This is a genomic window from Sulfitobacter sp. 15WGC (genome assembly GCF_005068605.1).
In the GTDB taxonomy this organism is placed as follows: Bacteria; Pseudomonadota; Alphaproteobacteria; order Rhodobacterales; family Rhodobacteraceae; genus Sulfitobacter; species Sulfitobacter faviae.
The window spans coordinates 1-24,653 of sequence record NZ_SZNL01000028.1 but is presented as its reverse complement, the minus strand read 5'-3'; the positions used below and the strand labels follow the sequence as shown (position 1 = coordinate 24,653).

Below are 24,653 nucleotides of genomic sequence, written 5' to 3'. Positions count from 1 at the left end.
GCGGGTTTTCCGATACCGCCACGGTCATTTTCTGCTCGGAAAGAACGGTTTCGAGGGTTTCTTCCACATCCCGAGGGAACCGCAGGTCGTCGCAAGCGGCGAGCAGGCTCAGGGCAGCGAGGGGGATCAAAATTTTCAAACTAATTGGATTGTCCACGCCTTTGGCACCATGTGGCGTAGCTTCGCGGGGCGTCATTACATTATTCCTTTGGGCCGGATCGCAGGGGATCAACGGGCGGTTTCCCGAAAGGTTCCTGTCAGGGGCAGCCCGACCCCTACGCGCGATCGGTTGATTTCCGCCGGAGCCGCGCTTTGGAGCCACTTCTTCGGAACACCTGCCGCGACCCTCGCGTTCCAGTTGAAACACTCGGTCTGCCATATTCAGCAACAGGAGGTTTCTTGATGACATCTTATCCTTACGACCAACGCAGCGCCGCCGAAGGCGCGCGGGACGCGCTGACAGAGCGGCAAAGCTCGCTGTTCTGGGGGCTCGGCGTCGGTGCGCTTGCCGGGGCGTCTGCCTATGCGCTCTACACCGCGCGGCGGGATCGTGACGGGCTGAGCCATCGGCCAGCAGATTCCGCGCCCGGGCGCAGTGCGAAACAGGCGCGTTTCGGGGATTATGCCGTTGTCGGACGCACGGTGACGATCGACCGTCCGCGTGACGAACTCTACCGCCACTGGCGCGACTTCACGAAGCTCTCAGAGTTCATGGAGAACGTGAAGGCGGTCGAGCCAATCGACGCCGCCAAGGATCAGTTCCGTTGGATGATCGCAGGCCCGGCGGGAACAGACCTGCGGGTCGAGACCGAGGTGGTCAGTGACAAACCGGGGGAAGAGATCGCGTGGCGCGCCCTCGACAGTTCGCAGATCGATACCGAGGGCAAAGTCTTGTTCCGCGACGCGCCGGGCGACCGGGGCACCGAGGTGGAGGCGATCATCGCCTATAACCCGCCCGCCGGGGAGTTGGGGCGCTGGATCGCCAAGCTGTTTCAGGCCGAACCCGCGCTTCAGGGGCGGCGGGATTTGAAGCGGTTCAAAATGCTGATGGAGACCGGCGAGATCGCCACCTCCGCCAATCGCAAATCGGACAAGTGAGGAGAGAGACATGCGCGCATTGACATGGCAAGGCAAGCACGACGTGCGGGTCGATACGGTCCCGGACCCGGAAATCGTCAACCCCCGCGACGCGATTATCGAAGTCACCTCGACCGCGATCTGCGGCTCTGACCTGCACCTCTATGATGGCGTGATCCCCGGCGTCATGGCGGGCGATATTCTGGGCCATGAGTTCATGGGCCGGGTGGTCGAGACCGGCCCCAAGAGCACCCTCAAGAAAGACCAGCGGGTGGTGGTGCCTTTCACCATCTCCTGCGGGTCCTGCTTTCACTGCAGAAAGACCCAGTATTCGGCCTGCGACAACTCCAACCCGGCGGACAAACAGGATCTGACCGAAAAGCAATTCGGCCACGCGGTTGGCGGGCTGTTTGGCTATTCTCATCTGACCGGCGGCTATCCCGGCGGGCAGGCAGAATATGTGCGGGTGCCTTTCTCCGATGTCGGCCCGATCGTCATTCCCGAAGGGTTCGACGATGACGATGTGCTGTTCCTGTCGGATATTCTCCCGACCGGCTGGATGGCCGCCGAAAACGCCGACATCGAAGAGGGTGACACCGTCGCCGTTTGGGGCTGTGGCCCGGTGGGGCTTTTCGCCGTGCAAAGCGCGCTCAAGATGGGGGCCGCGCAGGTCATCGCGATCGACCACTATCCGAACCGGCTGAACCTCGCGCGGCAGATGGGGGCCAAGGTGATCGACTACACCCAGACCCATGTGCTGGAGGCGCTGATGGAGATGTCGGGCGGTCACGGCCCTGATGCTGTGATTGATGCGGTCGGCATGGAAAGCCACGGTTTCGCGCCCGATACGATGATGGACAACGTCAAACAGGCCGTCGGCGTCGGTGCCGATGGGGGCCATGTGCTGCGCGAAGCGATCATGGCCTGCCGCAAGGGCGGTCGCGTCTCGGTGCCCGGCGTCTATGGCGGCTTCCTCGACAAGTTCCCCTTGGGCGCGATGATGGAGAAAGGTCTGCAAATCCGCACCGGCCAGACCCATGTGCAGCGCTACACCAAGGAGCTGTTGCACCGCATCGCCGAGGGCGAGATCGACACCCGCTTCATGATCAGCCACCGCCTGCCGCTGGAGCAGGCCGCTAAGGGCTATCACAACTTCCGCTTCGATCAGAACGACTGGACCAAAGTGGTCCTTAAACCCGGCATGCAGGCCACCGCCGCATAGCAAAATAGGAGAGTGACATGCCAAACGAGCCAGATCACGCCAAAGAGAAACGCCCGCCCCATCGTGAGCGCCACAATGCGCAGGACGACCACGAAGGCGCGGCGCACCGCCCCGAGGAGTTCGATCCAAAGAACCCGCAAAAGGTGGTGAAGCAAGAGAAGTGAACGGCAAAGCAGCGCGAGAAAATCGCGCTGCTTTTTCGTATCGCCCGGGCATTTTTCGGGCGCCATCTCACGCACGCAGAAGGGGCAAATTGGACCCCGCGAATATTAACCGATTTCATAGAAAGGCAGAAAAGGATGCCACAGTTTCACAAAACCATATCGATCATATGCCTTCTGGCCCCCGGCGGGGTCTTGGCGCAAACGGTGGATCAGACAACCACCTCAGCCCCAGAGATGGAGCGGAACACCTCTGCCTCGGATTGGAGCCTAGAGGTGGGCGTCACGCCGAAATTCTTTTACCGTCTCAACGATGGCCCCGGTGCCGCCGAAAGCGCGGAGATCGAGGCTTTTGCAGAGGTCGCCTATGGCCCGGCCTATTTCCACGCCCTCGTTCTATCGCTGGACGACCCAAGGGATGACGCGCAATTCGAACTTACGCTGGGCCACCGTGGCGATCTGACGGAGAAACTGGCCTATGACGCCTATTACACCCGCTTTCTGCGCGATGAGACGGGAGATGTGCGCGGCGAGTTGCATGGCAAATTCGACTATAGCGTGAGCGAGGAGTGGCGGGCCACCGTCGATCTGGGGGTCGAGCCGGAGCGGGGCGATTGGGTCTATAAGCTCGAAGGCGGCTATACGTTCAACGACCGGGTTGATGCCTATGCCTTTGTCGAGCGGGACGATATTTTGGACTATACGGGCTATGAGGTCGGGGTGAACTACGATCTCGACGATGGCAACGCGCCGCTCGATGCTTCATTGCTCAGCTATGTGAACCACACCGAAGGCGGCGACACTGTTTTTGCGGTTCAGATCATGCTGTCGCGCTTTCTGCTGGGCGATTGATGCGGGAGGAAACAGCCATGACAACTGACAAGAATTTGGTTCTACTCGGCGGGGCGCATGTGCATCTGTCCGACCATCTGGCGCATATCGAACAGCGCGGCTGGCGCGTTTCGCAGGTTTTCGACCGGGATGAGGCGCGCCAAGAGGCGCTTTGTGCCCAACTCAAGGCCAGTCGGGTGGCCTTGTCTGATCTTGCCCGATTGGACGTGCGCGGCGCGATTGTGTGCAGCGAAACGGTGTTTCATGAGGAGGACATCACCGCCGCCCTGAACGCCGGTCTGCCGGTCTTTGTCGAAAAGCCGATGGCGGGCAGCGCCGAAGCGGCGCGCCGCTGCGCTGACTTGGCCTGCGAAAAGGGCTTGGTCTTGGCGACGGGGTATTTCCTGCGCAGGTCCGCGGCGCTCAACTACCTGCACGAGAGGATCGCGCGGGGCGCATTGGGCCGGGTGCTAGAGGCCCGCGGACGCTTTTCCCATGACGGCGGCTATGCCGATTGGCTGGACCTCGATTGCTGGATGACCGACCCGGCGCGCGCCTGCTATGGCGGGTTCGTGGATGAGGCGGTGCATGTCATCGACCTTTTGCAATGGCTCGTCGGCCCCATCGCCTCGGGCCATGCGGTCACGGGTAACGCGCTTGGCTGGCCGGTGGATGACCACGGCGCGGCCCTGATCGAATTCGCGGCCCCGCCCGCCACCGGCGTGGTTGAGGCGGGCTGGACGGATAGCGAAATGCGCCTTGAGTTGGACATCGTGGGCGAGGCCGGTTGGGCGCGCCTGCGGGCGGGCGTGCTGGACCTCGGCCTCAGAGGCCAGCAGAAACCGGTCGAGAGCATAGAGCTTCCCCCGCTTGATGCGGGCGAGGGGGTAGAGCCGTTCTTGGACACTTTGGAAGGCAAGGATGCGACTGGCCTCGTGCCGCCGCAGGACGCCGCGCAGGTCAATGTCTTGCTCGATGCAATGAACCTCAATCGCGGCGGATCGTGATTTTTCCGACCTTCTTGGAACAATGACCTACGGCGGGCGTTCTTTCGTTAATTGGTCAAAAAATTTACCTGAAATAGGAGCGGTCTTTATGTCCCACCCCTCCAACGTCCGGCCCCCATCACGGCGCGATCTTTTGAAAATGATCGGTCTGGCCGCTGGTTCCTCCACCATGCTGCACGCCATGTCCTCCCTCGGGCATGCCCGGCAAAGCCCTTACAAAGGCCCCATCGAACTTTCCGGCGCGCCTCAGGGGCGCAAGGTTGTTGTGCTGGGGGCGGGTCTTGCGGGCATGTGCGCCGCGCTGGAACTGCGCAACGCGGGCTACGAAGTCAGCATCCTAGAGTATCAAAAGCGCGCCGGGGGCCGCTGTTGGACCCTCAAAGGCGGCGATGAATTCGAAGAATTGGGCGGCTATAAGCAAAAGGTCGAATTCTCCAAAGGGCAATATATCAACATCGGCCCGTGGCGCATCCCGCATCACCATCTGGCGCTCTTGGACTATTGCCACCGGTTGAACGTCCCGCTCGAAGTATTCGTTCAGGAAAACCAAAACGCCTATCTCCATTCGCAAACGGCATTTGACGGCAAACCAATTCGCTATGGCCATGCTTGGGCGGATTACGTGGGCCAGATCACGGAATTGCTGGCCAAATCGGTCGATAAAGGGCGGCTTGATAGCGCGCTGACCAAAGAGGACACGGAGATCCTTTTGGAATCCCTGAAATCCTTTGGCATCCTCAACAACGATTACAGCTATGAGGCCAGTCTCGATACCGCTGAATACCGCGGCTATCCTGAGAATGGCGCGCCGGGCGGGGGGCTTTACAACGCCGCGCCTGAACCTTCTGAGCCGATTGCCTTGGAAGACCTGCTGAAATCCCGCTTTTGGGAAAAGATGCGCAACCATACGACCTACCGCCACCATGCGCCGATGTTCCAGCCCGTGGGCGGCATGGAGGAGATCGCCCATGCCTTCGCCCGCGAGGTGGACGATACGATCACCTATAACGCCAAAGTTGACCGGATCCGGCAGACCGAAAGCGGGGTCGAGGTCGAGTATTCCAGCGCCGATGGCGAAGGCAGCGGCGGGGTTGAAACGGCGGATTACTGTATCTGCACCATCCCCTTCACCGTGCTCAGCCAGCTTGATGTTGATGTCTCTGGCGACATGCGCCGCGTCATGCGGGCGCTGCATTACCATGAGGCGGTGAAAGCGGGGCTGGAGATGAAGCGCCGCTTTTGGGAACGGGATGAGCAAATTTATGGCGGCATCACCCTGACCGACCTGCCGATTGCCGAGATCAGCTATCCCTCGGCTGAGATGCATTCCGATGGTCCGGGCGTGCTGCTGGGCTGCTATGCCTATGGGCCACATGCCTATGCCTTCAATTCGATGTCGCCCGAAGAGCGGCTTGAAACCGTGTTGGAGCAGGGCGCGCGGATCCACCCGCAGTACCGGGATGAATTCAGCAGCGGTGTGGTGCTGAGTTGGCACCGGGTGCCGTGGATGCTGGGCTGTTACTCCGATTGGGATGACCGGGGCCGCGATTATGAGATCGCCGCAACCATGGACAACCGTTTCGTCTGCGCGGGGGAGCATATCAGCTATCTGCCGGGCTGGCAGGAAGGCTCTCTGCTCTCGGCGCTGGATGCGGTGCGACAGGTCCATGACCGCGCGGTGAAGGAGGGTTGAACCATGCGTTATCTGATCTTTCCCCTGCTCATGGCGCTCGCCACGCCGAGCCTTGCGCAGGAGGACAATTCTCAGGTCGATGCCGGTCGGCGTGATCTGGGCTCCACCACCGAGAAATTCACCGATAGCGAAGGGTCCGAACTTTACCGCCGCGCCTGTTCGGGCTGTCACGGGCCAGAGGGCGAGGGGGCATATGGCGCCGGGAAATACCCCGCTTTGGCCGCCAACCCGCGGCTGGGGCACAAGCGCTATCCGGTGAACCTGATCCTTGAAGGCAATGGCGCCATGCCGGCCTTTGCCGATTGGCTGGATGATGAACAGGTCGCTGCGATCGTGTCCTACATCCAAACCAACTTGGGCAATGACTACGAAGGTGATGTCACCGCCGAAGAGGTCAAGCGTATGCGGGCCGAGTTCGCCGATTTGGAGGAGGGGTAGACCATGCGACTTTCAATTCTTGTTCCCTTTGCCACCTTCATCGCCTGTGCTGCCGCGGCGCAGTCTCCGCCACCGCTCTTCGACGACGCCGATGATGGCGGCGTGGAACGTGCCCCGGATACCGCTTTGGGCCGCACCGTCGCCTCGGGCGGCGCGCAGCAGGGTGGTGTCGGCATGAAATGCATGGCGTGCCACGGGCTGGATGACGCAGGCGCGGGCTTGGGCGAGATGCCCGGTCTGGCCGGGCTGCCTGCCGACTATATCGAAGCGCAGCTTCAGGCCTTCATGGCGGGTGAACGGTTTTCGCCGATCATGGTGCCCATCGCCACGCAGTTGACTGAAAAAGAGCGTTTGGCCGTGGCGGATTACTACGCCTCCGTCGCGCCGAAACTGTCCAAGTTCGATCACGGTGCCCCGACGGATGTGGTGCAACAGGGCGGCGCGCTTGCGGCCTCTGGCAGTGACAGCGTGCCAGCCTGCAACCAATGCCACGGTGGCAGCGACACAAGCGGCGCGGCGATCCCGCGTTTGGCAGGGCAGTCGGCGCAGTATATCGCCGATCAACTGGTGGCGTGGCAGAATGGCGACCGGGCGAATGGGCCGCTTAACGTCATGGAAGACATCGCCAAATCGCTTAGCGATGAGGAAATCCGTGCGGTTGCCCTATACTACCAGCAGACGCCGCCTGATGCGGAATAAAGCTACACCACCACGGATACAGATGGCCCCAAGCTGATGGCAATTCGCCCGGCCTCTTTCTTCCGGTCGGGATCCTCGACCGTGATGACCGTCGCGCGGCCGCGTGTGATTGCGCTGACCCTCGGCAAACACGCGCCGATCTTTGGCGCGCTGTGCCTGCCACCCGGTGCTTGGGCATTGGCTGAGGGGGATTTGCTGCTGGCGCTGGTCCTGCTCGCGCCTGTTGTCCTCTCGGGCATGGTGCATGTCGCGGTGCGGTCGCGCCCGCTGCCCGATGATCTGCGCGGGATGGAGGCGATGATGACCGTGGCCTTGGTCTTTCTCATCGCCGCGCTGTTGACCACACCCGCTTTCGTCACCCTTGGCATGCCCCTCATAGATGCGTTCTTCGAGGCGGTGAGCGGCATCACCACCACCGGCCTTACGGTCGCGCAGGAGGCGGAAAGCTGGCCCTTCGCGGGGCACGTCCTGCGCGGCTGGATGCAATGGTGCGGCGGCTTGGTGATCGCCACGGCGGTGCTTGCTCTGCTGCTGCCGCGGGGCCGCCCGGCGCGGCGTCTGGGGCGGGTCGATATCCAGCAGGGGGATCGCATTGCTTCAACCCGAGAGCAGGCGCGGCAGCTTCTGACCGTCTATAGCGCGCTGACCTTGGTGATGGTGCTGCTGACCATGCTGGTGATCCCCGATTGGCGTGAGGCTCTGGTGCTGACCCTCGCCGCCATCTCGACCGCCGGTTTCTCGCCGCGCGCCGACAGTCTGGCCAGCTATTCTCCGCTCGGGCAGGGCATGGTTATCTTGTCCTGCGTGTTGGGCGCGATATCGCTGCTGGTCTTTGTTTTTGTCGGCCAGGGGCGGCACCGTGAGGCTTGGAAGCTCGGCTCGGTCCAGCGGGTGCTCGTGGCGATTGCACTGGCCTTGGTCATTTACCTCGCCGCGGTGCTGACCACCTCCCAAGATCGCGAGCTTACGCTCTACGCCCATGCGCTGAACCTGATCTCGGGGCTGACGACGGCGGGGTTTTCTACGGGGCCGGTCTATGATGCGGGCCCGGCCTTGCTTATCCTGTTGCTGGCGATGCTTTGGGGCGGCGATGCCGGATCGACGGCGGGGGGGCTAAAGCTCAGCCGTCTGCATGTCTGTATCGGCGCAGTGGTCCATGCGGTGCAGCATGTGCGGCTCACTGAACATGCCATCGCCCCCCTGCGCCACAGTGGCCGGCCCGTCTCGACCGAAGCGGTTGTGTCGCTTTTGGCGCTGGTGCTCATCTATTTCAGCTTTGCGGGGCTCTTGTGGTTTCACTTCGTGGCCCATGGCTACCCCCCGTTGCCCGCCTTGTTCGACACGATTTCAGCGCTTTCGACCGTGGGCCTCTCAACCGGGGCGGTGGGGGCGGACATGCCCGGCGATCTGAAACTCTCGGTCGCCTTCGCCATGTGGCTGGGCCGGTTGGAATTCATCGCGGTGCTGGCGCTTTTGCTGCCACGCAGTTGGACCCGCCCAAGTTAGGAGATTACCCATGCGTATCGTCATCATCGGCGCGTCGAGCTTTGGCCTCGCCATTGCGGAGGAGTTGATCGAGACCGACCGCGAGGTCGTGTTGATCGACAAGTCGCGCGAGTTGTTGGAGCAAGCGGCAGAGCGGATCGACTGCGGCATGATAGAGGGTGACGGCAGCAACCCCGATGTGCTGCGCGAAGCCTTTCGCGACGAAGACGATGTGTGCATCGCCGTGACCAATGCCTCCGAGATCAACATACTGGCGGCGCTCATTGGCCGCTCTATCGGTTATGGTCGGGTGATCCCGCAGATCACTTCGAATGCGCTGCTGCGGGTCTGTTGCGAATTGGGTTTGGACGATGTGATCAACCCCCATGCCAAAGTCGCCGAAGACATCGTGGATATGCTGACCGGCGATGACGACGCGATGCAAGAGCCGCTGCTACAGGACGATCTGCTGCTGACCCGCGTCACCGTGCCCGAGCGTTTGGCCGGGGCGCGGTTGGACTTGCCGGGGCAAGGCCGCCTTGTCGCGCTGATCCGCGACGGGGAAGAGCAGTTGCCGGGGCGGGATGTCACCCTGCAAGAGGGCGACGTTCTGATCGTGGTGCTGCCGCGCGACAGGCAGGAAGACCTGACCAAAGCCTTCGCGGCAGGCTAATCCGCTCAGCCCGCGCTTTGGGCCAGCGTGTCATGCCGCAGCAGTTGCCGCACTTGAAGCGCCACCAGCACCATGAACAGCCCGCCGCCCGCGACCCACATCAACGCGCCCGCCAGTTGCTGATCGGCCAAGGCGGAAAGCCCATAGGGCAGGGCGGTCAGCTCGTGCCAGCCATGCCACACCGTGGGGGCGAGGGTGAGGGTCACCGCAAAGGCGGTCAACTGTGCCGCGGTAAAGACCGCAGGCACCGCCGCCTGCGCTCCGGCACCGCGAAACCCCATGAAAAGCGCAATCGCGCAGCCTGTCAGCGACAGATGCATCGCCCAATAGACAAGGTCAGACTGCAGGGTCGCCGCATAGGGCGTCGGGCTGTGCCATCCCCAAAACAGCAGGGCGAAGACCAAGGCGAGGGGCCAGAGGGGCAGCCGTACCTTCGGCAGCGCCGCCGCGATCATCGGTGCGGCAATCAGCGTGAGCAGAATATGCTGCCCCACCCGGGCCGAGAACAGCGCCATCGAGGCCGCGCAGAGCGGGGAGATGAACAAGAAGGCCACCAGCGCTGCACCGCTCAGCGCTTGGCCCCGCCGCTCGGCCCGCGACCAAAGCAGGGCCGCGAAGGCCACCAGCCCGACCAGCAGGAAGGGGTCGAGGGTCCAGCGGGTCAAAAGCTCTCCGGGGAGGGGCGGTGTGCCGCAGAATGGGGTATAGGCGTCCTGTTGCATGAGGGGTCTCCTCTCTCTCTATCCGTGGCAGCCGGGCAGGATCAGCACCGGGGTTAGATTGGCCAGCGTGGCGATGAGCGAGATCAGCCCAGTCCACCATCCTGCGCGCAGAAGGGCGGTCTCATCCCGGTTCAGGTCCGACCGCCGACCGCTATGTGCGCCCCGCCACATCCAAAAGATTTGCACCATTGCCATGGCAAGCGTCAGCACGACGGCAGTGATTAGCAGATGGTCTTGCCCCAACAGCGCGCGCGGCGCGCAGGCGGCCGAGATCAGCGCGTAGATCAGCGTGAAATGCAGCGCCCAGAGCAGGGCCGGTTTGGCGATGCCTTTGGTCAGACCTCTCATATCGCGCCTCCTGCCAGCAGATAGGCCGCCGCCGTGACCCCGCCCATGATGGCCACCACCTTGGCGAATGTGGCGATGAGCAGGTTGGGCAGCATCTGCCCCGGCTGGACCGCGCCCACGGCTTTGCGCAGCGCATTGATGAGCGACCAGTAGAGCACCACGGCAAGGTATCCCGCCACGAAGGCGAAGAGCGCCCAGCCCACGGCGGCATAGGCCGACCCATAGGGATCGACCTCTTGGATCGACAGGAACAACAGCGCGCCCAAGGCGATGGCCCCCACGGCCAGTCCCAGATCGACGGCGATGACTGATTTGACCTTGGCCCCATAGGCCGCCCGGCGGCTGGCCCAGCTGAACAGCAGCAGGCCCAGAGCGGCGAGGGCTGCCAGACCCGCCATGAGCGGATCAGCGGCGGGGGTCGTCTCGGCCCAATGGGGCTGGGTGTTCCACAGGTAAAGCCCGGCAAAGAGCAAGGAGGCAAAGAGCGCGGCGGAGATCAGCATCGTCCCCACCACTGCCAAATGCAGGTGACTGCGCGGATCGACGATATTGACCGGCAGGCGCAGTTTGCCCAAGCCGCTATCGCGCAGCACGCCGCTGTCCGACGGCTCCCAAATCCAGGCGGTGATCCCCGCCAGCGCGATGGTGAAACCCACAGCCACCAGCCAATAGGCCGAGGCCAGCGTCGCCCCGAAACCAAGCGCCAGACCGAAGGCCGTGATCAGCGGCACCCATGTCGGATGGGGCAGGCGCACGATCTGCATCGGCGCGCCGGTCACAGGGTCATTGCCCATGGTCTCGCGCCGGTGGTCGGTGGTGGGGCGCAGCGCGCCTTCGACCTTATGGGCCGGGCGGTCCAGCAGCTCGGGCTGATCCCAAAGCGGCTCACGCGAGCGGACGGTGGGAATGGCGTGAAAGTTGAACCCCGGCGGGATCGGCGGATAGAGCCATTCGAGTGTGCCCGCGCCCCAAGGGTTGCGCCGCGCCCGCAGCCCGTGACGCTGGTGCCAGAAGAAGTCGAAGACAAAGAGCACTACGCCCGCGGCGAGAATGTAAGAGCCGATCGACGACAGCATGTTAAGCCGGTCCCAGCCCAGCCCCTCGGGGTAGCTGGCGATCCGCCGCGGCATGCCGCGCATGCCGGTGAGATGCATCATGAAGAAGGTTACGTTGAACCCGATGAACATCAGCCAAAAGACCCAGCGGCCCAGCGTGTCCGACATCATCCGCCCGGTGAAATGCGGCATCCAGTAGTAAAGCGCGCCGAACATGGGGAAGACGAAGCCGCCGATCAGCACATAGTGCAGATGCGCCACCACGAAGTAGCTGTCATGGGCCTGCAGGTTGAAGGGCACGGCGGCCACCATCACGCCGGTGAGGCCGCCCAGCACGAAGATAAACAGGAAGCCGAGGATGAAGAGCATCGGCACCTCCATCCGCGGCTTTCCCTGTGCCAGCGTGGCGAGGAAGCAGAAGATCTGCACCCCCGTCGGGATCGCCACCATCGTCGAGGCGGCCGAGAACAGCGTCAGCGACATCACCGGCAGGCCCGTGGCGAACATGTGGTGCGCCCAGAGGCCGAAGCTGAGGAAACCCATCGTCACCACCGCCGCCACGGCAAAACCGTAGCCGAAGAGCGGTTTGCCGACGAAGGTCGGCAGCATCGTGGCCACCATGCCCGCAGCGGGCAGGAAGATGATGTAGACCTCCGGGTGGCCGAAGAGCCAGAACAGGTGCTGCCAGAGCAGGGGATCGCCGCCAAGCGCGATGTCGAAGAAGGGCAGACCCAAAAGGCGCTCGGCCTCCAGAAGGATCGAACCGATGATCAGCGGCGGAAAGCCCACGGCAATCATGAAGGCGGTGATCAGCAGATACCACATTAGGATCGGCATCTTGGTCAGGCTCATCCCCGGCGCGCGGGTGCAGAGGATCGCGGCGATAATCTCTACCGCCGCGGTCACGCTGGCGATCTCGGCGAAGGTGATGCCGATGAGCCAGAAATCCGCCGAAAGGTCTTGCGTATAGGCGCTGGTCGAGAGCGGCACATACATGAACCAGCCCCCCGCGGGCGCGGCGTCGAAGACGAAGGACGACAGCACGATGATGCCGCCGAAGAGGTAGCAGTAATAGCCAAATGCCCCGAGCCGCGGAAACACAAGGTCGCGCGCGCCCACCATGAGCGGGATGAGATGCACCGCGAAGCCCTCCAGCATGGGGATCGCGAAGAGGAACATCATGATCGTGCCATGCATCGTGAAGACCTGATTGTAGGTCTCGGAATCAAGGAAGGTATTGTCCGGCACGATGAGTTGGGTGCGCACCAGCAGGGCGAGGAAACCAGCGATCAGGAAAAAGACGAAGCCGGTGACGAGGAAGCGTTTGCCAACAACCCGGTGGCTGACCGAGGACAGATAGCGGATGCCCGGCGGGTAATCCCAAATCTGCTCGAACCCCTTGTCAGGCGCGCCCTTGGCGCTGCCGGAATAGGTCTGATCCTCGGGCAGATCCACGACATATGCTTTACGGTCCGTCATTTAAGGCTCGCCAGATAGGCCGAGAGCGCGCGCAGGTCGGGCCCCGGCAGATGGTTGTAAGAAGGCATCTTGGCCCCCGGTTTCATCGCGGTCGGGTCTGCGATCCAACCCGCGAGCGTGCCTTGGTTCATGCGGTACATCCCCGCGCCAAGACTGCCACGCGCGCCCACGCGGGTCAGGTCGGGCCCGAGCGTTCCGGTCTCAGCCACGCCGCGTATGGTATGGCAGGCGGGGCACCCCGCCTCGACAAAGACATCGCGCCCGCGGGTCAACTCCGTGGTGGCCGCGTCTCGCGCCTCGCCACTGCTGCGCTGCATCCAAGCGTCGAAGGCTTCCGGCTCCATTACGACGACCTCAAAGGCCATCTTGGGGTGCGACAGCCCGCAGAACTCAGCACATTGCCCGCGAAAACGCCCCGTTTCGGTCGCCATGACCGGCAGGCTGTTCACCCGGCCCGGGATCATATCCATCTTGCCGGTAAGCTTGGGCACCCAGAAGGAATGGATCACGTCGCTGGATTTCAAGCGAAAGGTCACCGGGCGGCCTTTGGGAATGACGATCTCATTGGCACCGCGCATGGCCCAGCCTTCGGGGTCATAGACCACGTCCCACCAGAACTGTTTGCCGGTCACTTCGATGACCAGCGCCTTGGGGTCTTCCAAGGTGATGCGTTGCAGGATGACGGTGGAAAAACCCATCAGGATCAGCACCGAGACGAGCGGCAGGGCAATGCCCCCCGCCCAGATCCACCATTTGCGCGGGGCGAGCTTACCGGCGAGGACGCCCCAGACAAAGAGCAGCAGTAGCACGAAGACCACGCCGAAAGCGACCGTCATGCCGATGGTCAGCCCGTTGATCGCCGTGGCGCCGACCCCCTCTGGCGCGAGGGCGGATTGCACGCCGTATTCGCCAAGCGTGGACTGTGCGGTCTCGCTCATTCGCGCACCTCCGATCCCAGAAGATAGGCGGCGATGTCGCGCGCTTCGTCACGTTTCAGGCCAAGGTTCGGCATGGCGGTCTCAGGGCTATGGGCGGGCGGGTTCATCAACCAACGGGTCAGATCGCCGGGGCGGTTCGGCAAAACGCCCGCGACATAGGATTGTCGGGCGAAGTCATGCAGATCAGGGCCAACGGTGCCTTGGGCATCGCGCAGCCCCGGCACGCGGTGGCAAGCGCCGCAGCCATGAAGGCGGATCAGGGCAACCCCGCGCTGCGGGTCGGCATCCAGAAACCGGCGCGAGGCGGCTTCGTAATCCGGGGTCTTTTCCACCAGACCTTGGCGAATGTTGATCCGGGCCCAGTCCGACACCTGCCGCGAGGCTTCTCGGATCGGGCCTGACACAGCGGCGGCAAGGCTGCTTTGCGGCGGCAAGGCCGACCAGACCATCGCGAGGCCGGTCAGCAGCAGAACCGATATGACGGTGAAGACGCGCATGCCTCAGCTCACTGCGTCGGCGCCGTGGAAGGCTCCAACAGCGGTGAGGTCTCGGGCGGCAGCGGCTGCGTCGGGCGGACACGGTTGTAATAGGCGCTGACGGCTTCGATGTCTTTCTGGGTCATCTTCTTGGCGATGGCGGACATCACGTTGTCCACGTCATTGTCGCGCTTGCCCTCTTTCCACATTTGCAATTGATGCGCCATGTAGCTGGCATATTGCCCGGCAAGGTAGGGCACCGAGGGCGGATTGCCGAGGCCGCTTGGCCCGTGACAATTCACACAAGCGGGCACGCCGCGCTCAGCCGAGCCGACCGCGCCAAGCTGGCCGCCCCATTGCAATGTCATGCCGTCCACATCGCCCAAGGGCGGGGTGTAGGGGGCCGAGATCGTGGCGTAATAGGCCGCGACCGCTTCCATCTCTTCTTCGGTCAGCTTCTTGGCGATGCCCGACATGACGCGGTTCTGCCGGTCGCCCGAGGCATAGTCCTTGAGCTGCTTATAGGTGTACCACCCGGCCTGACCGGCCAGCCGTGGGAAGGCGCCCGAGCCGTCGCCCGCGCCATCGCCGCCGTGGCAGGTGATGCAGGCCATGCCGCTGTCGCCCGCCTCGGATCCGCCCATGGCCACCAGCCGGCCAAGCTCCAGCACATCGTCGTCGACCTCGGTGTTCACCGTCGCGTTGAAGCGCAGAACGTCGTCTTGCAAACGTTGCTCCATCGCCGAGATGCCGGGGGCGGCCTCGTAATTCTGGGCGCGGATGAAACCGGCGGAAATGCCGAGAACGGCGATCGCGCTACAGGTCGTCAGAACGGTACGGAATGTCATGGGGCGGTCCTTTCGATCTGTCTTAGGCATCCATCAAGGGGCCGGGGTTCGGCAGGTAGTCGCGTTTCATGTGTTCAAGCGTCCAATAGGCGAGGCCCATCAGCGGCCCGGTGGGGTTGTAGCCAAGGTTCTGCGGGAACAGGCAGGCACCGAAAACGAAGACGTTGTGATGATCCCACATCTGGCCATAGCGGTTGACCACGCTGGTTTCGGGGTCGGTGCCGATCACCGCGCCGCCGACGTTATGGGTGGTCTGATAGGGGACGATGTCATAGTGGCTGTCGATCGCCGCGTTGTTGCTGCCGCTGACGGAAGTCACATTGTCCATCTCGCGGGCGACTTCCATCGCGCGCTGCATCACATAGTCCGACATCTTGCGGTCATTCTCGGGGAAATCGAAGGTCATGCGCAGCAGCGGGCGGCCATAGGCATCGGTCCATGTCGGATCGAGGTCGAGGTAATTCTCGGGCGTCGACACCGAGGAGCCATGCACCACCAGATCGGCGTGATGATTGTAGTTCTCGCGCACCGCGCGTTTCCACTCCGCGCCCCATTTCGGCGTGCCTTCGGGCACCGGCTGATAGCCGATGGGGCGGCCATGGTACTGCTTGCAGGCGATATAACCACCGCCGACGAACCCCAGATCGCTATGGTCGAAATTGTCGCCGTTGTAATCGTCGATCACCACGCCGAGCGCGCCCGCGCCCATATAGGGGTCGGTTTTCACACTGTCGTCGAAGAAGGCATCGACCCCGGCCACGGTTTGATAGCTGTAGTTGCGCCCAACGACGCCGGTGCGGGTCTCGGGGTCATAGGGTTTGCCAAGGCCGGAGACGAGCATCAGATGCACGTTCCACAGCGCATAGGCGTTCATGCAGATCGTGTCGGCGGGCTGAAAGACCTCTTCGCCGTTCTCATCAAGATAGATCGCCCCGGTGGCGGTCTTGCCGTCTTCGCTCTTCTCGATGCGCAACACCTGTGCGTTCAGGCGGATCTCGAAATTCTCGTGGTCCTTGATCCGGTCATAGACGCAGATGATCGGGTCGGCCTTGGCATAGTAGCCGCAGCCGAAACGCTCGCAAAAGCCGCAATAGGTGCAGGGGTGCAGCTGCGCGCCATAGGGGTTCACATAGGCTTTGGTCACATTGGCCGAGGGCATGGGGAAAGGGTTCAACCCCATCCGCTCGGCCGCCTTGCCAAAGAGCGTGTTGGAGATCGGCTGGCGCATCGGCGGGTTGGGGTAATCCGCGCTGCGCGGCCCCTCAAAAATGTTCCCCCCGGCAAGCGCCTCGCCGTTTAAATTGCCAGCCTGCCCGGCGGCTCCGCAAATCCGTTCGAAAAAGTCGAGATGCGGTTCAAGCTCATCATAGGTGACGCCCCAGTCCTGAATGCTGAGGTCGGGGCCGATGAAATCCTTGCCGTAGCGCTCTTCGTAATGGCTGCGCATTTCAAGGTCAGAGGGCAGGGGCCGCCAAAGCTGGCCGTTCCAATGGATGCCTGCGCCCCCCAAGCCCGATCCGGGCAGGAAAGACCCCAGCCGCCGCATCGGCAGCGCTTGTTGGTCGCGGTTGTGGCGGAAGGTCAGCGTCTCTTTCTTGACGTCGACCATATGTTCGTAGCGGTGGGCGTATTTGAGTTCGTCATGTTCCTCGGGCGCGCCGAAGGATGTGGCGGTATGGCGTTGCTTGCCCCGCTCCAGCACGACGCAGCGCTGCCCGGCATGGGCCAATTCGTAGGCTGCGGTCAGGCCGGTCCAGCCGCCGCCAATGATCAAGACATCGGTTTTGGGAAGCGTTCTGGGTGCCATCAGTCAGACCCTCCGCCAATCGCGCGGGGCGGGTAGGGGGAGCCGCCACGATCATGGGCAATGCCGCGCGGCGGCGGCGTGACCGAGCGTTCGTGCTCGTCCACCCGCTCGGTGTAATAGGCATGCGCCCCCGGAAACCCGACCATGCGCCAGCCAGCGTAATCGTGATTGCCCAGATAGATCGGATCGGCGAAATAACCCTGCCGCGTCAGCTTCCACAATTCGGCGATCAGAGTGCCGATAAAATCATCCCGGTTCGATAGTTCTTCGACATGATCGGCGCGAGCGGTGGCATCCATCGTGGCAAAATCCCCCAATTGGCGCGCCTGTTCTATCCCTTGGCGAAGGAGTTGGGCCGGTGTGAATTCAAGCTGATATCCCTGTTCGGCAACAGCCCCATCGGGAAAAGGCGGCTCAAGGTAGAGCCCTTTCCCCGCGCCATAGGCCGTGGCCATCTGGTAATCGATAAAGTCGACAACACCGGCTTGCGAGGCCGAGGGAAACTCATCTTGCGGAATGAAAACATCGACCACGGCGGCCATCCACCGCGCTTCGTCATTGGTGAAAAACGCCCAAGGCCGATCATCGCGGGCGGCGAAGGCGTGCTGCACCGGCAATCCGACTGTCGCGGCACCTGTACCAAGTGCGATTTGGGCTAAAATAGCTCGCCGTGAAAAGAGCTTTGCCATAAATTGCGGCTCCGCTTGAAAAATAGGTCTGCATCACAACAACGGTAAACTTCCCGTGGGGTTCCGGAACTTTGTGAACTTTTTCACTAATCCGCGCGAACGGATCGCCCCCTCGCGCGTTGACCGGGCATGTTTGCAAGCCTTTCCACCCCGATCCTCTTCGCTCTTGGCGGTCTCGCCGGGCTTATCATTCTCGTGACTGGCTACCGTATGACGGGGCTCAGCGACCAGATCGCGGACCGGACCGGCTGGGGGGAGGCGCTGGTTGGCGCGGCCCTGCTCGGCGCGGCCACTTCCATGTCCGGCACCGTCGTCTCGCTGACCTCGGCGCTGGACGGGCGGGCCTCATTGGCCTTTTCGAACGGCATCGGGGGCATCGCGGCGCAGACGGCCTTTCTGGCCTTGGCGGACATGATCTATCGGCGGGCCAACCTCGAACATGCGGCGGCTGATCTGGCCAATGTCTTTCAGGCGGGGTTGCTGCTGCTTCTGCTGACGGTGCCGCTGATGGCCTTCACCGCGCCGGAGGTGGCGTTCTGGGGCATCCATCCCGCCAGTGTCGCGCTGTTCGCGCTCTACGCCTATGGCATGCGTGCCACCGCCCGGCTGCGGGAAGAGCCGATGTGGCATCCGGTATCCACCTCGGACACCCGCGCGGATGAGCCCGAGGACGACGAAGAGGCCGAGAAACCCGTGGGCGCATTGGTTGTGCCCTTTCTGATCTTGCTGGTGCTGATGGGTCTTTCCGGCTTCGCCGTGGCGCGGATCGCGGCGGAGATCTCGGACCGGTTCGATCTGTCGGATACCGTGGTGGGGGCCACGATGACGGCGGTGCTCACCTCTCTGCCCGAGCTTGTCACCACCCTCGTCGCGGTGCGGCGCGGGGCGCTGCAATTGGCCGTGGGCGGGATCATCGGCGGCAATACTTTCGACACGCTGTTCCTGACCCTGTCGGACATCGGGTATCGCGACGGCTCGCTCTATCACGCGATCACGGCGGATGACCTGTTTTGGCTCACCGTGGCGATGATGATGACGGCGGTTCTGATCCTCGGCCTGATCTTTCGCCAGCGCAAGGGGATCGGTTGGGAAAGCATCGGCCTGTTGGTGATCTACGCGGGCGCGCTGGCGGTGCAGGTTCTGTAAATTCACGTAACAAGGGAACTATCTCATCAAGTTACCGTTATCCCCATGATGCTACCGGCCTTGCCCGCCCGAATTTTCAGCAGGAGATAGTCATGAGAAATGCGCCACTTCTAGCAATTACGCTGATTGGCAGCCTCGCCGCCACGGCACTGCGATCCGAGACTGAGACACCGCAATTCATTCCCCAAGACACGATGATCGCCCTGTCGAGCCTGAATGGCCACAAGCTGTTTCTGCCCGCCAAGGATGCGCCGTTGGCCGATATCGACCTCGAAGAATTGAAAGAGCCTTTGGAAGAATGGACCATGGCCGGGCAGGTGTCCGAAGTGGTGATCAGCCGCGATGGCACCCTGCGTGGGATCATTGTCGATGCGGGCGGATTTCTGGGCAAGGGGGCGACACGGGTGTTGTCGCTTGATGATCTGCGGTTCCTGCCGGATGCGGATGAAGAGAACGAATTCTTTCTGCTCTATACCGGCCAGAAAGAAGACTTGAAAGCCGCCCCCGAATACAACGAAGACGACGTGCGCCTGCGCGCTGCCGATATGCGTGAGGGCGGCGAGAAGATCGAGATCGTTAAATTGAGCGATCTGGATTCCGAAGAATTCCTCGGGCTGGCGGCTTTTGGCCAGAACGACAATTGGATCGGTGAGATTTCGCAGGTCACCTTTAGCGAAGATGGTCAGATCAAGATGGTGATCCTCGACATCGGCGGCTTCCTCGGTCTGGGCGAAACGCAGGTCGCCGTGCCGCTCGATATGATCGAATTGCGCCGTTTGGGCGGAGACGATCTGCGGGCCTATGTTTCGGCGACCGAGAAAGAGCTGCAAGAAATGGAGCCTTGGGAAGAGGAGGGCTGAGCCCCCGGGGGCGCGTTTCAATTTCGGAACCAAGCGCAAGGCATATTTTAGGAGAGCAAGATGGAGAGCGCGAAATTTGACCTGCACCTGATCGACTATGCGATTGTCGTGGCCTATTTTATCGGTGTCGTCGCCCATGGTATTTACGTTTCGCGCAAACAATCCGGCGGGTCCGAGGATTACTTCCTCGCCGGGCGCTCCCTGCCTTGGTATCTGATCGGCTTCTCGCTTTTCGCCTCCAACATGTCCGGCTCCAGCTTTGTGGGGCTGATGGGCGGGGCCTATGCGAATGGCGTCGTGATCTTCAACTACGAATGGACCGCGGCGCTGGTCTTGATCCTATTCGCGATCTTCATTCTGCCGTCTTACCTGCGGGCCAAAATCTCAACCGTGCCGGGATTTCTGGAAGAACGCTATGACGTCCGTTCGCGCCGGGCGTTTTCGCTTTTCACCATCCTCGCCATCATGTTCATCGACACGGCGGGCGCGCTCTATGCGGGCGGGTTGGTGATCTCGAATGTCACCGGCTACCTCAACCTTTGGGCCGCCGTCGCCGTGCTGGCTTTGGTCGCGGGCATCTACACCATTCTGGGCGGTCTTTCGGCGGTGGTCGTGACCGATACGGTGCAGGCGATTTTGCTGATCATCGGGGCCGCCGCCCTGTTCTGGATCGGCCTTGATGAGATCGGCGGCTGGGAGGAACTGTTCACCGGCACGCCCGAAGATATGACCCATATGATCCTGCCCGCGGACGATGATTTCCTGCCGTGGACGGGGCTCTTGGGCGTTATCCTACTGGGCTTTTACTATTGGACGATCAACCAGTTCGTCGTGCAGCGGACGCTGGGCGCGAAGGACCTGAAAGAAGGGCAGATCGGGGCGATCTTCGCCGGTTTCCTGAAACTGCCGAACATCTTTTTGATGGTGCTGCCGGGGGTGATCGCGCTCAAGCTCTACCCCGATCTTGAAACGCCTGACCTTGCTTTCCCCACGCTGGCGTTTGAGCTGATGCCGATTGGCGTGCGCGGGCTGATCATGGCGGCGTTGATTGCGGCGATCATGTCTTCGCTTGACTCCGCCCTGAACTCTGCCTCGACCTTGGTGGTAAAGGACTTTGTCGAGCCGATGTTCAACGTGAGCGAAGAACGTCAGGTCTGGATGGGCAAACTGGTCACCGCGGGCGTCATGGTCTTTGGTGCGATCTATGCGCCGATGATTGCCGGGTTTGAAAGCCTGTTCAGCTATTTCCAATCCTCGCTGTCCTATATCGTGCCGACCATCGTGGTGGTCTATATCCTCGGCCTGATGTTCAAACGGTTGAACGGCAACGGCGCGTTTTGGACGATCATGTTTGGCCTCATCATCGGCATTCCGCTTTTCGTGTTGAAAGAGGTGACGAATTACTGGGCCTATATGGGGCTGCCGGAAATCCACTATACGGTGATGTCCTCGATCATGATGACCATCGGGATCATCCTGCATTTCGGTATTTCCTACGCCACCTCGCCGAAGGAAAAAGAGAATATCAAAGACCTTGTCTGGCAGGGGGAAGAAGCCAAGGAGATCTTTACCCAATGGGAGAAACCGCTGTGGCAGGATCGCACCCTCTGGGCCGGGCTGCTTGTCGTGGCCACGCTGGCGATGGTGGTTTGGTGGGCCTAAGCGATGGAGACGCTGGACCGCATAGCGACAGGTATTGCAACGCAGCTTGAGGCCGCGCCCGATTTCGTCAGCCCCCTGCTTGCCGTGCTTCTGGCCTGTGCGGCGGGGCTGGCGGTGCATTGGATCGGATACCGTATTCTCGACCGCGTGATCTCGGAAAAGAACATCACCGGGCGGTCTTTGCTGCGCCGGGCGCGCAGGCCGCTGCGCCTTGCCGCTGTGGTTGCAGCGCTTGCTTGGGTTCTGCCCAATGTGCGGCTTTACGGTTGGCAGGACGGGGCGGCGCATCTGTTTCTGGTCTTGCTGATCATCCTCGTCGGCTGGACGCTGATCCTTCTGACCAATCATTTCGCCGAACGCGCCGTGCGGCGGCATCGGTTGGATGTCGAAGACAATCTTTCGGCCCGCAAGTTCGTGACCCAAGCGCGGGTGCTGCGCCGGACCGTGACCATCATCTTGGGGATTTTCACAGCCGCTGGCGTTTTGTTGACCTTTGAGAGCGTGCAGAAATACGGGGCGGGGCTTTTCGCCTCGGCCGGGGCGGCGGGGCTGGTCGTCGGGCTGGCGGCCCGCCCGGTGCTGACCAATCTGATTGCGGGGCTTCAGATCGCCATTACCCAGCCCATCAGGCTCGAAGATGTGGTGATCGTCGAAGACGAATGGGGCTGGGTCGAAGAGATTTTCGCGACCTATGTCGTCGTGCGTCTGTGGGATTGGCGGCGCATGGTGGTGCCGCTGTCTTATTTCATCGAAAAGCCCTTTCAGAATTGGACCCGCGAAAGCGCGTCGATCATCGGCACGGTGTTTTGGTATCTCGATTACACGGTGCCGATCGGCGAAATGCGCGCGAAGCTTGAGGAACTGGCCAAAGCCTCGCCCCTATGGGACGGGCAGGTGGTCAACCTTCAGGTTTCCGAGACCGAGAAAGACAGTATCGCCGTGCGTGGCCTTGTTAGCGCCCGGACCTCGCCGCAGGCATGGGATCTGCGCTGTGAAATCCGCGAGAAGATGATCGATTGGCTGCAAAAAGAGCATCCCCAAGCCCTGCCGCGTCTGCGCGGGAATATGGAGATCCGCAGCCGTGATGAGCCGGACATGTCATCCAAAGGCGAGGCTCCGGTGATGCCCTAGAGGGGCCGCAGGGCCGACCAAGGAAACGAACAATAAAGGAAAAAATAGGTGGAAAATCTCGCACGGCGTCTTGGTCTGAAAACGGACCCGGTCATCTTTTTCATTTCAGCCGGGCTCGCCGCGCTTTTCGTTCTGCTTTTGATCGCGGTCCCCGAACCCATCGGAGACATCTTCGCCGTGGGTCGGGCTTGGGTCGTGACCAATCTTGGCTGGTTCTTCATTCTGGGCGTGAATGTCTGGCTGGGTTTTCTGATTTGGGCCGCCGCGTCGCGCCACGGCCATATCCGATTGGGGCCGAAAGGCTCTGAGCCGGAGTATTCGAACCTGTCGTGGTTCACCATGCTTTTCGCCGGGGGCATCGGCACCGTTCTCATGTTCTGGGGCGTGGCAGAGCCGATCAGCCATTTTCAGAAACCGCCCCTGCCGGGGGTGGAACCCTATTCGGAACAGGCGGCGAAAGATGCGATTTCAATCGCGATCTATCACCTGGGGCTGCACACTTGGGCGATTTTCACGCTGCCCGGTCTGGCCTTCGCCTATTTCATCAACCGCTATGATCTGCCGGTGCGCGTCAGCTCGGTTTTCTATCCCCTGCTGCGTGAGGGTGTTCACGGGCCAGTGGGCAAAGCCATTGATATCGTGGCCATCTTGGGCACGATCTTCGGCGTTGCGGTGTCCCTCGGTCTCGGCTCTTCGCAGATCGCGGCGGGGCTGTCCGAGCTTTTTGGCTGGGACGCTTCGACCTTTTTGAAGATCATGATCCTCGCCGTGCTGACCATGGTCGCTGTCGGCTCGATCGTGGCGGGGCTCGACAGCGGGGTGAAGCTTTTGTCGAACATCAACATCGGCATGGCGGTTCTCTTGATGCTCTTTGTGCTGGTGACCGGATCGACCCTGTTTCTTTTACGTGGCATCGTCGAAACCGCGGGGCTTTATCTGCAAAACCTGCCGCGGCTGGCCTTTTGGAACGATATGCTGGCCAATCGGAACCCGTCAAACGGGGATTGGGGCTGGCAGGGGGATTGGACCGTCTTTTACTGGGCGTGGACCGTGACCTGGTCGCCCTTCATCGGGCTGTTCGTGGCGCGGATTTCGCGCGGCAGGACCATTCGCGAATTCGTCTTCGGCGTTCTGCTTGCGCCCACGGCCTTCACGCTAATTTGGTTCTCGATCTTCGGCTGGCAGGCCATCGGCTTTGACGGCATCGGCACGGCGGCGCGGGAAGCGATGGGCGATCAGGCGGGCGAGATCAGCCGGGCGGTGGCAGAGAGCATCCCACTCGCACTTTTCGTCTTTCTTGAGCATTTCCCCTTCACGCTCTTCGTCCAAGGCGTGGCGATCATCATCGTGGCGATTTTCTTTGCCACCTCGTCGGACTCCGCTTCACTGGTCGTCGATATGCTTTGCACCGGCCATGCCAAACCCGGCCCCGTGCGCCAGCGGGTCTTTTGGGGTCTTGCCGAAGGGCTGGTCGCGGCGATGCTGATCCTGCTGACCGGCGACACCGGGCTGACCGCTTTGCAGCAGGTGATTACCGTCGTGGGACTGCCGATCTTCGTATTGGTCTGCGTGATGATACCGTCCTTGGTGCGCGGCTTTAAGCTAGAGGATATCGATAATGTGTCGGTAAACGGACGGCCTAAGTTGAGGGATTTTTGACGCCCTAGGGTCGAAATCCGTCAGGCCCCTCTCGGGACATCACTTCGCAATGCCTGCCGGGTAGTGGATAGTCGCATGGTCAAGAACAAAGCCGTCTACGTGGCTCTTGGTGTAAGCAGGGATGGCGTGCGCGAGGTTCTTGGTCTTTGGATCGCTGACAACGAGGGCGCCAAATTCTGGCTCTCCTACGCAATTGAAAGCTTGAACCGTGTAATCTGCAAATCGCTAAGGACGCGAGGATCATTCCCGACCGCGGACGCTGCAACAAAGCTGATCTACTTGGCGATCCAAAACTTTGAGAAAGGCGGTCGAAATAATGTTCGAGGATCTGACCTGCCCCCCGCGAAATCCCTCACCATGATGTAGAGTCTGCCCAACCCTAGAGGAGCAGACGAATGCGGAAGAGCCGTTTTACCGAGGCGCAGATTATCGGGATGATCAAGGAGCAAGAGGCAGGCATGCCGACGGCGGAGGTGTGCCGCAGGCACGGGCTCAGCCCGGCAACGTTCTACAAGCTGAAGTCCAAGTATGGCGGCATGGAGGTGTC

General features: G+C 61.8%; 25 protein-coding genes and 1 pseudogene. 17 read left to right on the top strand and 9 right to left on the bottom strand.

Annotation, left to right across the window (positions count from 1 at the left end; genetic code table 11):
- Positions 1–196: hypothetical protein (locus FCK22_RS16655; RefSeq protein WP_136720675.1), on the bottom strand; the 196-nt coding region annotated here is incomplete at its 3' end.
- Positions 197–402: 206 nt separating this feature from the next.
- On the opposite strand from FCK22_RS16655, the gene FCK22_RS16650 reads away from it, so the two are divergent.
- From FCK22_RS16650 to FCK22_RS16610, 10 genes are all read left to right on the top strand, one after another.
- Positions 403–1,098, top strand: coding sequence for an SRPBCC family protein (locus FCK22_RS16650; RefSeq protein ID WP_136720674.1), 696 nt, complete (start codon positions 403–405; stop codon positions 1,096–1,098).
- A gap of 10 nt (positions 1,099–1,108) precedes the next feature.
- Positions 1,109–2,299 (top strand): zinc-dependent alcohol dehydrogenase, encoded by a 1,191-nt coding sequence (locus FCK22_RS16645; RefSeq protein WP_067261967.1) that lies wholly within the window; start codon positions 1,109–1,111, stop codon positions 2,297–2,299.
- 17 nt (positions 2,300–2,316) lie between these two features.
- A complete protein-coding gene (locus FCK22_RS19020) occupies positions 2,317–2,463 on the top strand; it encodes a hypothetical protein (RefSeq protein WP_156505615.1) in 147 nt (48 codons plus the stop codon).
- Positions 2,464–2,667: 204 nt separating this feature from the next.
- Positions 2,668–3,312 (top strand): hypothetical protein, encoded by a 645-nt coding sequence (locus FCK22_RS16640; RefSeq protein ID WP_136720673.1) that lies wholly within the window; start codon positions 2,668–2,670, stop codon positions 3,310–3,312.
- Between the two features lie 17 nt (positions 3,313–3,329).
- Positions 3,330–4,298, top strand: a complete 969-nt coding sequence (locus FCK22_RS16635) for a Gfo/Idh/MocA family oxidoreductase (RefSeq protein WP_169306115.1) — start codon at positions 3,330–3,332, stop codon at positions 4,296–4,298.
- A gap of 88 nt (positions 4,299–4,386) precedes the next feature.
- The gene (locus tag FCK22_RS16630) at positions 4,387–5,991 is read left to right on the top strand and encodes a flavin monoamine oxidase family protein (protein WP_136720671.1); all 1,605 of its coding nucleotides are present in this window, start codon (positions 4,387–4,389) and stop codon (positions 5,989–5,991) included.
- A gap of 3 nt (positions 5,992–5,994) precedes the next feature.
- Complete coding sequence (locus FCK22_RS16625) at positions 5,995–6,429, top strand: cytochrome c (protein ID WP_082852120.1); 435 nt, start codon at positions 5,995–5,997, stop codon at positions 6,427–6,429.
- Between the two features lie 3 nt (positions 6,430–6,432).
- Positions 6,433–7,128, top strand: coding sequence for a c-type cytochrome (locus FCK22_RS16620; RefSeq protein ID WP_067267224.1), 696 nt, complete (start codon positions 6,433–6,435; stop codon positions 7,126–7,128).
- Positions 7,129–7,212: 84 nt separating this feature from the next.
- Complete coding sequence (locus FCK22_RS16615; RefSeq protein ID WP_231886417.1) at positions 7,213–8,634, top strand: potassium transporter TrkG; 1,422 nt, start codon at positions 7,213–7,215, stop codon at positions 8,632–8,634.
- A gap of 10 nt (positions 8,635–8,644) precedes the next feature.
- On the top strand, positions 8,645–9,286 hold the full coding sequence (locus FCK22_RS16610) for a TrkA family potassium uptake protein (protein WP_067267226.1): 642 nt from the start codon (positions 8,645–8,647) through the stop codon (positions 9,284–9,286).
- Positions 9,287–9,291: 5 nt separating this feature from the next.
- On the opposite strand, the gene FCK22_RS16605 is transcribed toward FCK22_RS16610, so the two are convergent.
- The 8 genes from FCK22_RS16605 to FCK22_RS16570 are packed head-to-tail and all read right to left on the bottom strand — an operon-like array spanning position 9,292 to position 17,570.
- Positions 9,292–10,008: a cytochrome c oxidase assembly protein gene (locus tag FCK22_RS16605; protein ID WP_067267228.1), complete on the bottom strand. Its 717-nt coding sequence runs from the start codon at positions 10,006–10,008 to the stop codon at positions 9,292–9,294.
- A gap of 18 nt (positions 10,009–10,026) precedes the next feature.
- The gene (locus FCK22_RS16600; protein WP_067267230.1) at positions 10,027–10,356 is read right to left on the bottom strand and encodes a hypothetical protein; all 330 of its coding nucleotides are present in this window, start codon (positions 10,354–10,356) and stop codon (positions 10,027–10,029) included.
- Complete coding sequence (gene ctaD, locus FCK22_RS16595; protein ID WP_067267232.1) at positions 10,353–12,890, bottom strand: cytochrome c oxidase subunit I; 2,538 nt, start codon at positions 12,888–12,890, stop codon at positions 10,353–10,355. Before ctaD ends, FCK22_RS16600 begins: the two co-directional genes overlap by 4 nt.
- Positions 12,887–13,828 (bottom strand): cytochrome c oxidase subunit II, encoded by a 942-nt coding sequence (coxB, locus tag FCK22_RS16590; protein WP_067267234.1) that lies wholly within the window; start codon positions 13,826–13,828, stop codon positions 12,887–12,889. Before coxB ends, ctaD begins: the two co-directional genes overlap by 4 nt.
- Positions 13,825–14,325 (bottom strand): c-type cytochrome, encoded by a 501-nt coding sequence (locus FCK22_RS16585; protein ID WP_209217573.1) that lies wholly within the window; start codon positions 14,323–14,325, stop codon positions 13,825–13,827. The genes coxB and FCK22_RS16585 overlap by 4 nt, the downstream gene beginning before the upstream one ends.
- Before the next feature lie 8 nt (positions 14,326–14,333).
- Positions 14,334–15,152: a c-type cytochrome gene (locus FCK22_RS16580; RefSeq protein ID WP_067262698.1), complete on the bottom strand. Its 819-nt coding sequence runs from the start codon at positions 15,150–15,152 to the stop codon at positions 14,334–14,336.
- 22 nt (positions 15,153–15,174) lie between these two features.
- Entirely contained in the window at positions 15,175–16,959 is a 1,785-nt protein-coding gene (locus tag FCK22_RS16575; RefSeq protein WP_067262700.1) for a GMC family oxidoreductase, read from the bottom strand.
- On the bottom strand, positions 16,959–17,570 hold the full coding sequence (locus FCK22_RS16570; protein ID WP_231886308.1) for a gluconate 2-dehydrogenase subunit 3 family protein: 612 nt from the start codon (positions 17,568–17,570) through the stop codon (positions 16,959–16,961). Before FCK22_RS16570 ends, FCK22_RS16575 begins: the two co-directional genes overlap by 1 nt.
- A gap of 207 nt (positions 17,571–17,777) precedes the next feature.
- On the opposite strand from FCK22_RS16570, the gene FCK22_RS16565 reads away from it, so the two are divergent.
- From FCK22_RS16565 to FCK22_RS16535, 7 genes and pseudogenes are all read left to right on the top strand, one after another.
- The gene (locus FCK22_RS16565) at positions 17,778–18,794 is read left to right on the top strand and encodes a sodium:calcium antiporter (protein WP_067262704.1); all 1,017 of its coding nucleotides are present in this window, start codon (positions 17,778–17,780) and stop codon (positions 18,792–18,794) included.
- A 92-nt stretch (positions 18,795–18,886) separates the two neighbouring features.
- A complete protein-coding gene (locus FCK22_RS16560; RefSeq protein ID WP_082851996.1) occupies positions 18,887–19,654 on the top strand; it encodes a PRC-barrel domain-containing protein in 768 nt (255 codons plus the stop codon).
- Positions 19,655–19,714: 60 nt separating this feature from the next.
- Complete coding sequence (locus FCK22_RS16555; protein ID WP_136720670.1) at positions 19,715–21,316, top strand: sodium:solute symporter; 1,602 nt, start codon at positions 19,715–19,717, stop codon at positions 21,314–21,316.
- 3 nt (positions 21,317–21,319) lie between these two features.
- The gene (locus FCK22_RS16550; RefSeq protein WP_136720669.1) at positions 21,320–22,447 is read left to right on the top strand and encodes a mechanosensitive ion channel family protein; all 1,128 of its coding nucleotides are present in this window, start codon (positions 21,320–21,322) and stop codon (positions 22,445–22,447) included.
- Between the two features lie 48 nt (positions 22,448–22,495).
- A complete protein-coding gene (locus FCK22_RS16545; protein ID WP_067263845.1) occupies positions 22,496–24,106 on the top strand; it encodes a BCCT family transporter in 1,611 nt (536 codons plus the stop codon).
- Between the two features lie 66 nt (positions 24,107–24,172).
- A pseudogene (locus FCK22_RS19395) lies at positions 24,173–24,289 on the top strand (transposase); the annotation flags it as partial.
- Between the two features lie 212 nt (positions 24,290–24,501).
- A partial coding sequence (locus tag FCK22_RS16535) for a transposase (RefSeq protein ID WP_136720668.1) occupies positions 24,502–24,653 on the top strand: 152 nt, incomplete at its 3' end.

Excerpts from the sequence above, each read along its gene's own strand:
- FCK22_RS16555 (WP_136720670.1), top strand. The coding sequence starts at position 19,715 with ATGGAGAGCGCGAAATTTGACCTGCACCTGATCGACTATGCGATTGTC.
- FCK22_RS16585 (WP_209217573.1), bottom strand. The coding sequence starts at position 14,325 with ATGCGCGTCTTCACCGTCATATCGGTTCTGCTGCTGACCGGCCTCGCG.
- FCK22_RS16645 (WP_067261967.1), top strand. The coding sequence starts at position 1,109 with ATGCGCGCATTGACATGGCAAGGCAAGCACGACGTGCGGGTCGATACG.
- FCK22_RS16550 (WP_136720669.1), top strand. The coding sequence starts at position 21,320 with ATGGAGACGCTGGACCGCATAGCGACAGGTATTGCAACGCAGCTTGAG.
- FCK22_RS16625 (WP_082852120.1), top strand. The coding sequence starts at position 5,995 with ATGCGTTATCTGATCTTTCCCCTGCTCATGGCGCTCGCCACGCCGAGC.
- coxB (WP_067267234.1), bottom strand. The coding sequence starts at position 13,828 with ATGAGCGAGACCGCACAGTCCACGCTTGGCGAATACGGCGTGCAATCC.
- FCK22_RS16575 (WP_067262700.1), bottom strand. The coding sequence starts at position 16,959 with ATGGCACCCAGAACGCTTCCCAAAACCGATGTCTTGATCATTGGCGGC.
- FCK22_RS16635 (WP_169306115.1), top strand. The coding sequence starts at position 3,330 with ATGACAACTGACAAGAATTTGGTTCTACTCGGCGGGGCGCATGTGCAT.
- FCK22_RS16650 (WP_136720674.1), top strand. The coding sequence starts at position 403 with ATGACATCTTATCCTTACGACCAACGCAGCGCCGCCGAAGGCGCGCGG.
- FCK22_RS16600 (WP_067267230.1), bottom strand. The coding sequence starts at position 10,356 with ATGAGAGGTCTGACCAAAGGCATCGCCAAACCGGCCCTGCTCTGGGCG.
- FCK22_RS19020 (WP_156505615.1), top strand. The coding sequence starts at position 2,317 with ATGCCAAACGAGCCAGATCACGCCAAAGAGAAACGCCCGCCCCATCGT.
- FCK22_RS16610 (WP_067267226.1), top strand. The coding sequence starts at position 8,645 with ATGCGTATCGTCATCATCGGCGCGTCGAGCTTTGGCCTCGCCATTGCG.
- ctaD (WP_067267232.1), bottom strand. The coding sequence starts at position 12,890 with ATGACGGACCGTAAAGCATATGTCGTGGATCTGCCCGAGGATCAGACC.
- FCK22_RS16620 (WP_067267224.1), top strand. The coding sequence starts at position 6,433 with ATGCGACTTTCAATTCTTGTTCCCTTTGCCACCTTCATCGCCTGTGCT.
- FCK22_RS16615 (WP_231886417.1), top strand. The coding sequence starts at position 7,213 with ATGACCGTCGCGCGGCCGCGTGTGATTGCGCTGACCCTCGGCAAACAC.
- FCK22_RS16560 (WP_082851996.1), top strand. The coding sequence starts at position 18,887 with ATGAGAAATGCGCCACTTCTAGCAATTACGCTGATTGGCAGCCTCGCC.
- FCK22_RS16630 (WP_136720671.1), top strand. The coding sequence starts at position 4,387 with ATGTCCCACCCCTCCAACGTCCGGCCCCCATCACGGCGCGATCTTTTG.
- FCK22_RS16580 (WP_067262698.1), bottom strand. The coding sequence starts at position 15,152 with ATGACATTCCGTACCGTTCTGACGACCTGTAGCGCGATCGCCGTTCTC.
- FCK22_RS16565 (WP_067262704.1), top strand. The coding sequence starts at position 17,778 with ATGTTTGCAAGCCTTTCCACCCCGATCCTCTTCGCTCTTGGCGGTCTC.
- FCK22_RS16605 (WP_067267228.1), bottom strand. The coding sequence starts at position 10,008 with ATGCAACAGGACGCCTATACCCCATTCTGCGGCACACCGCCCCTCCCC.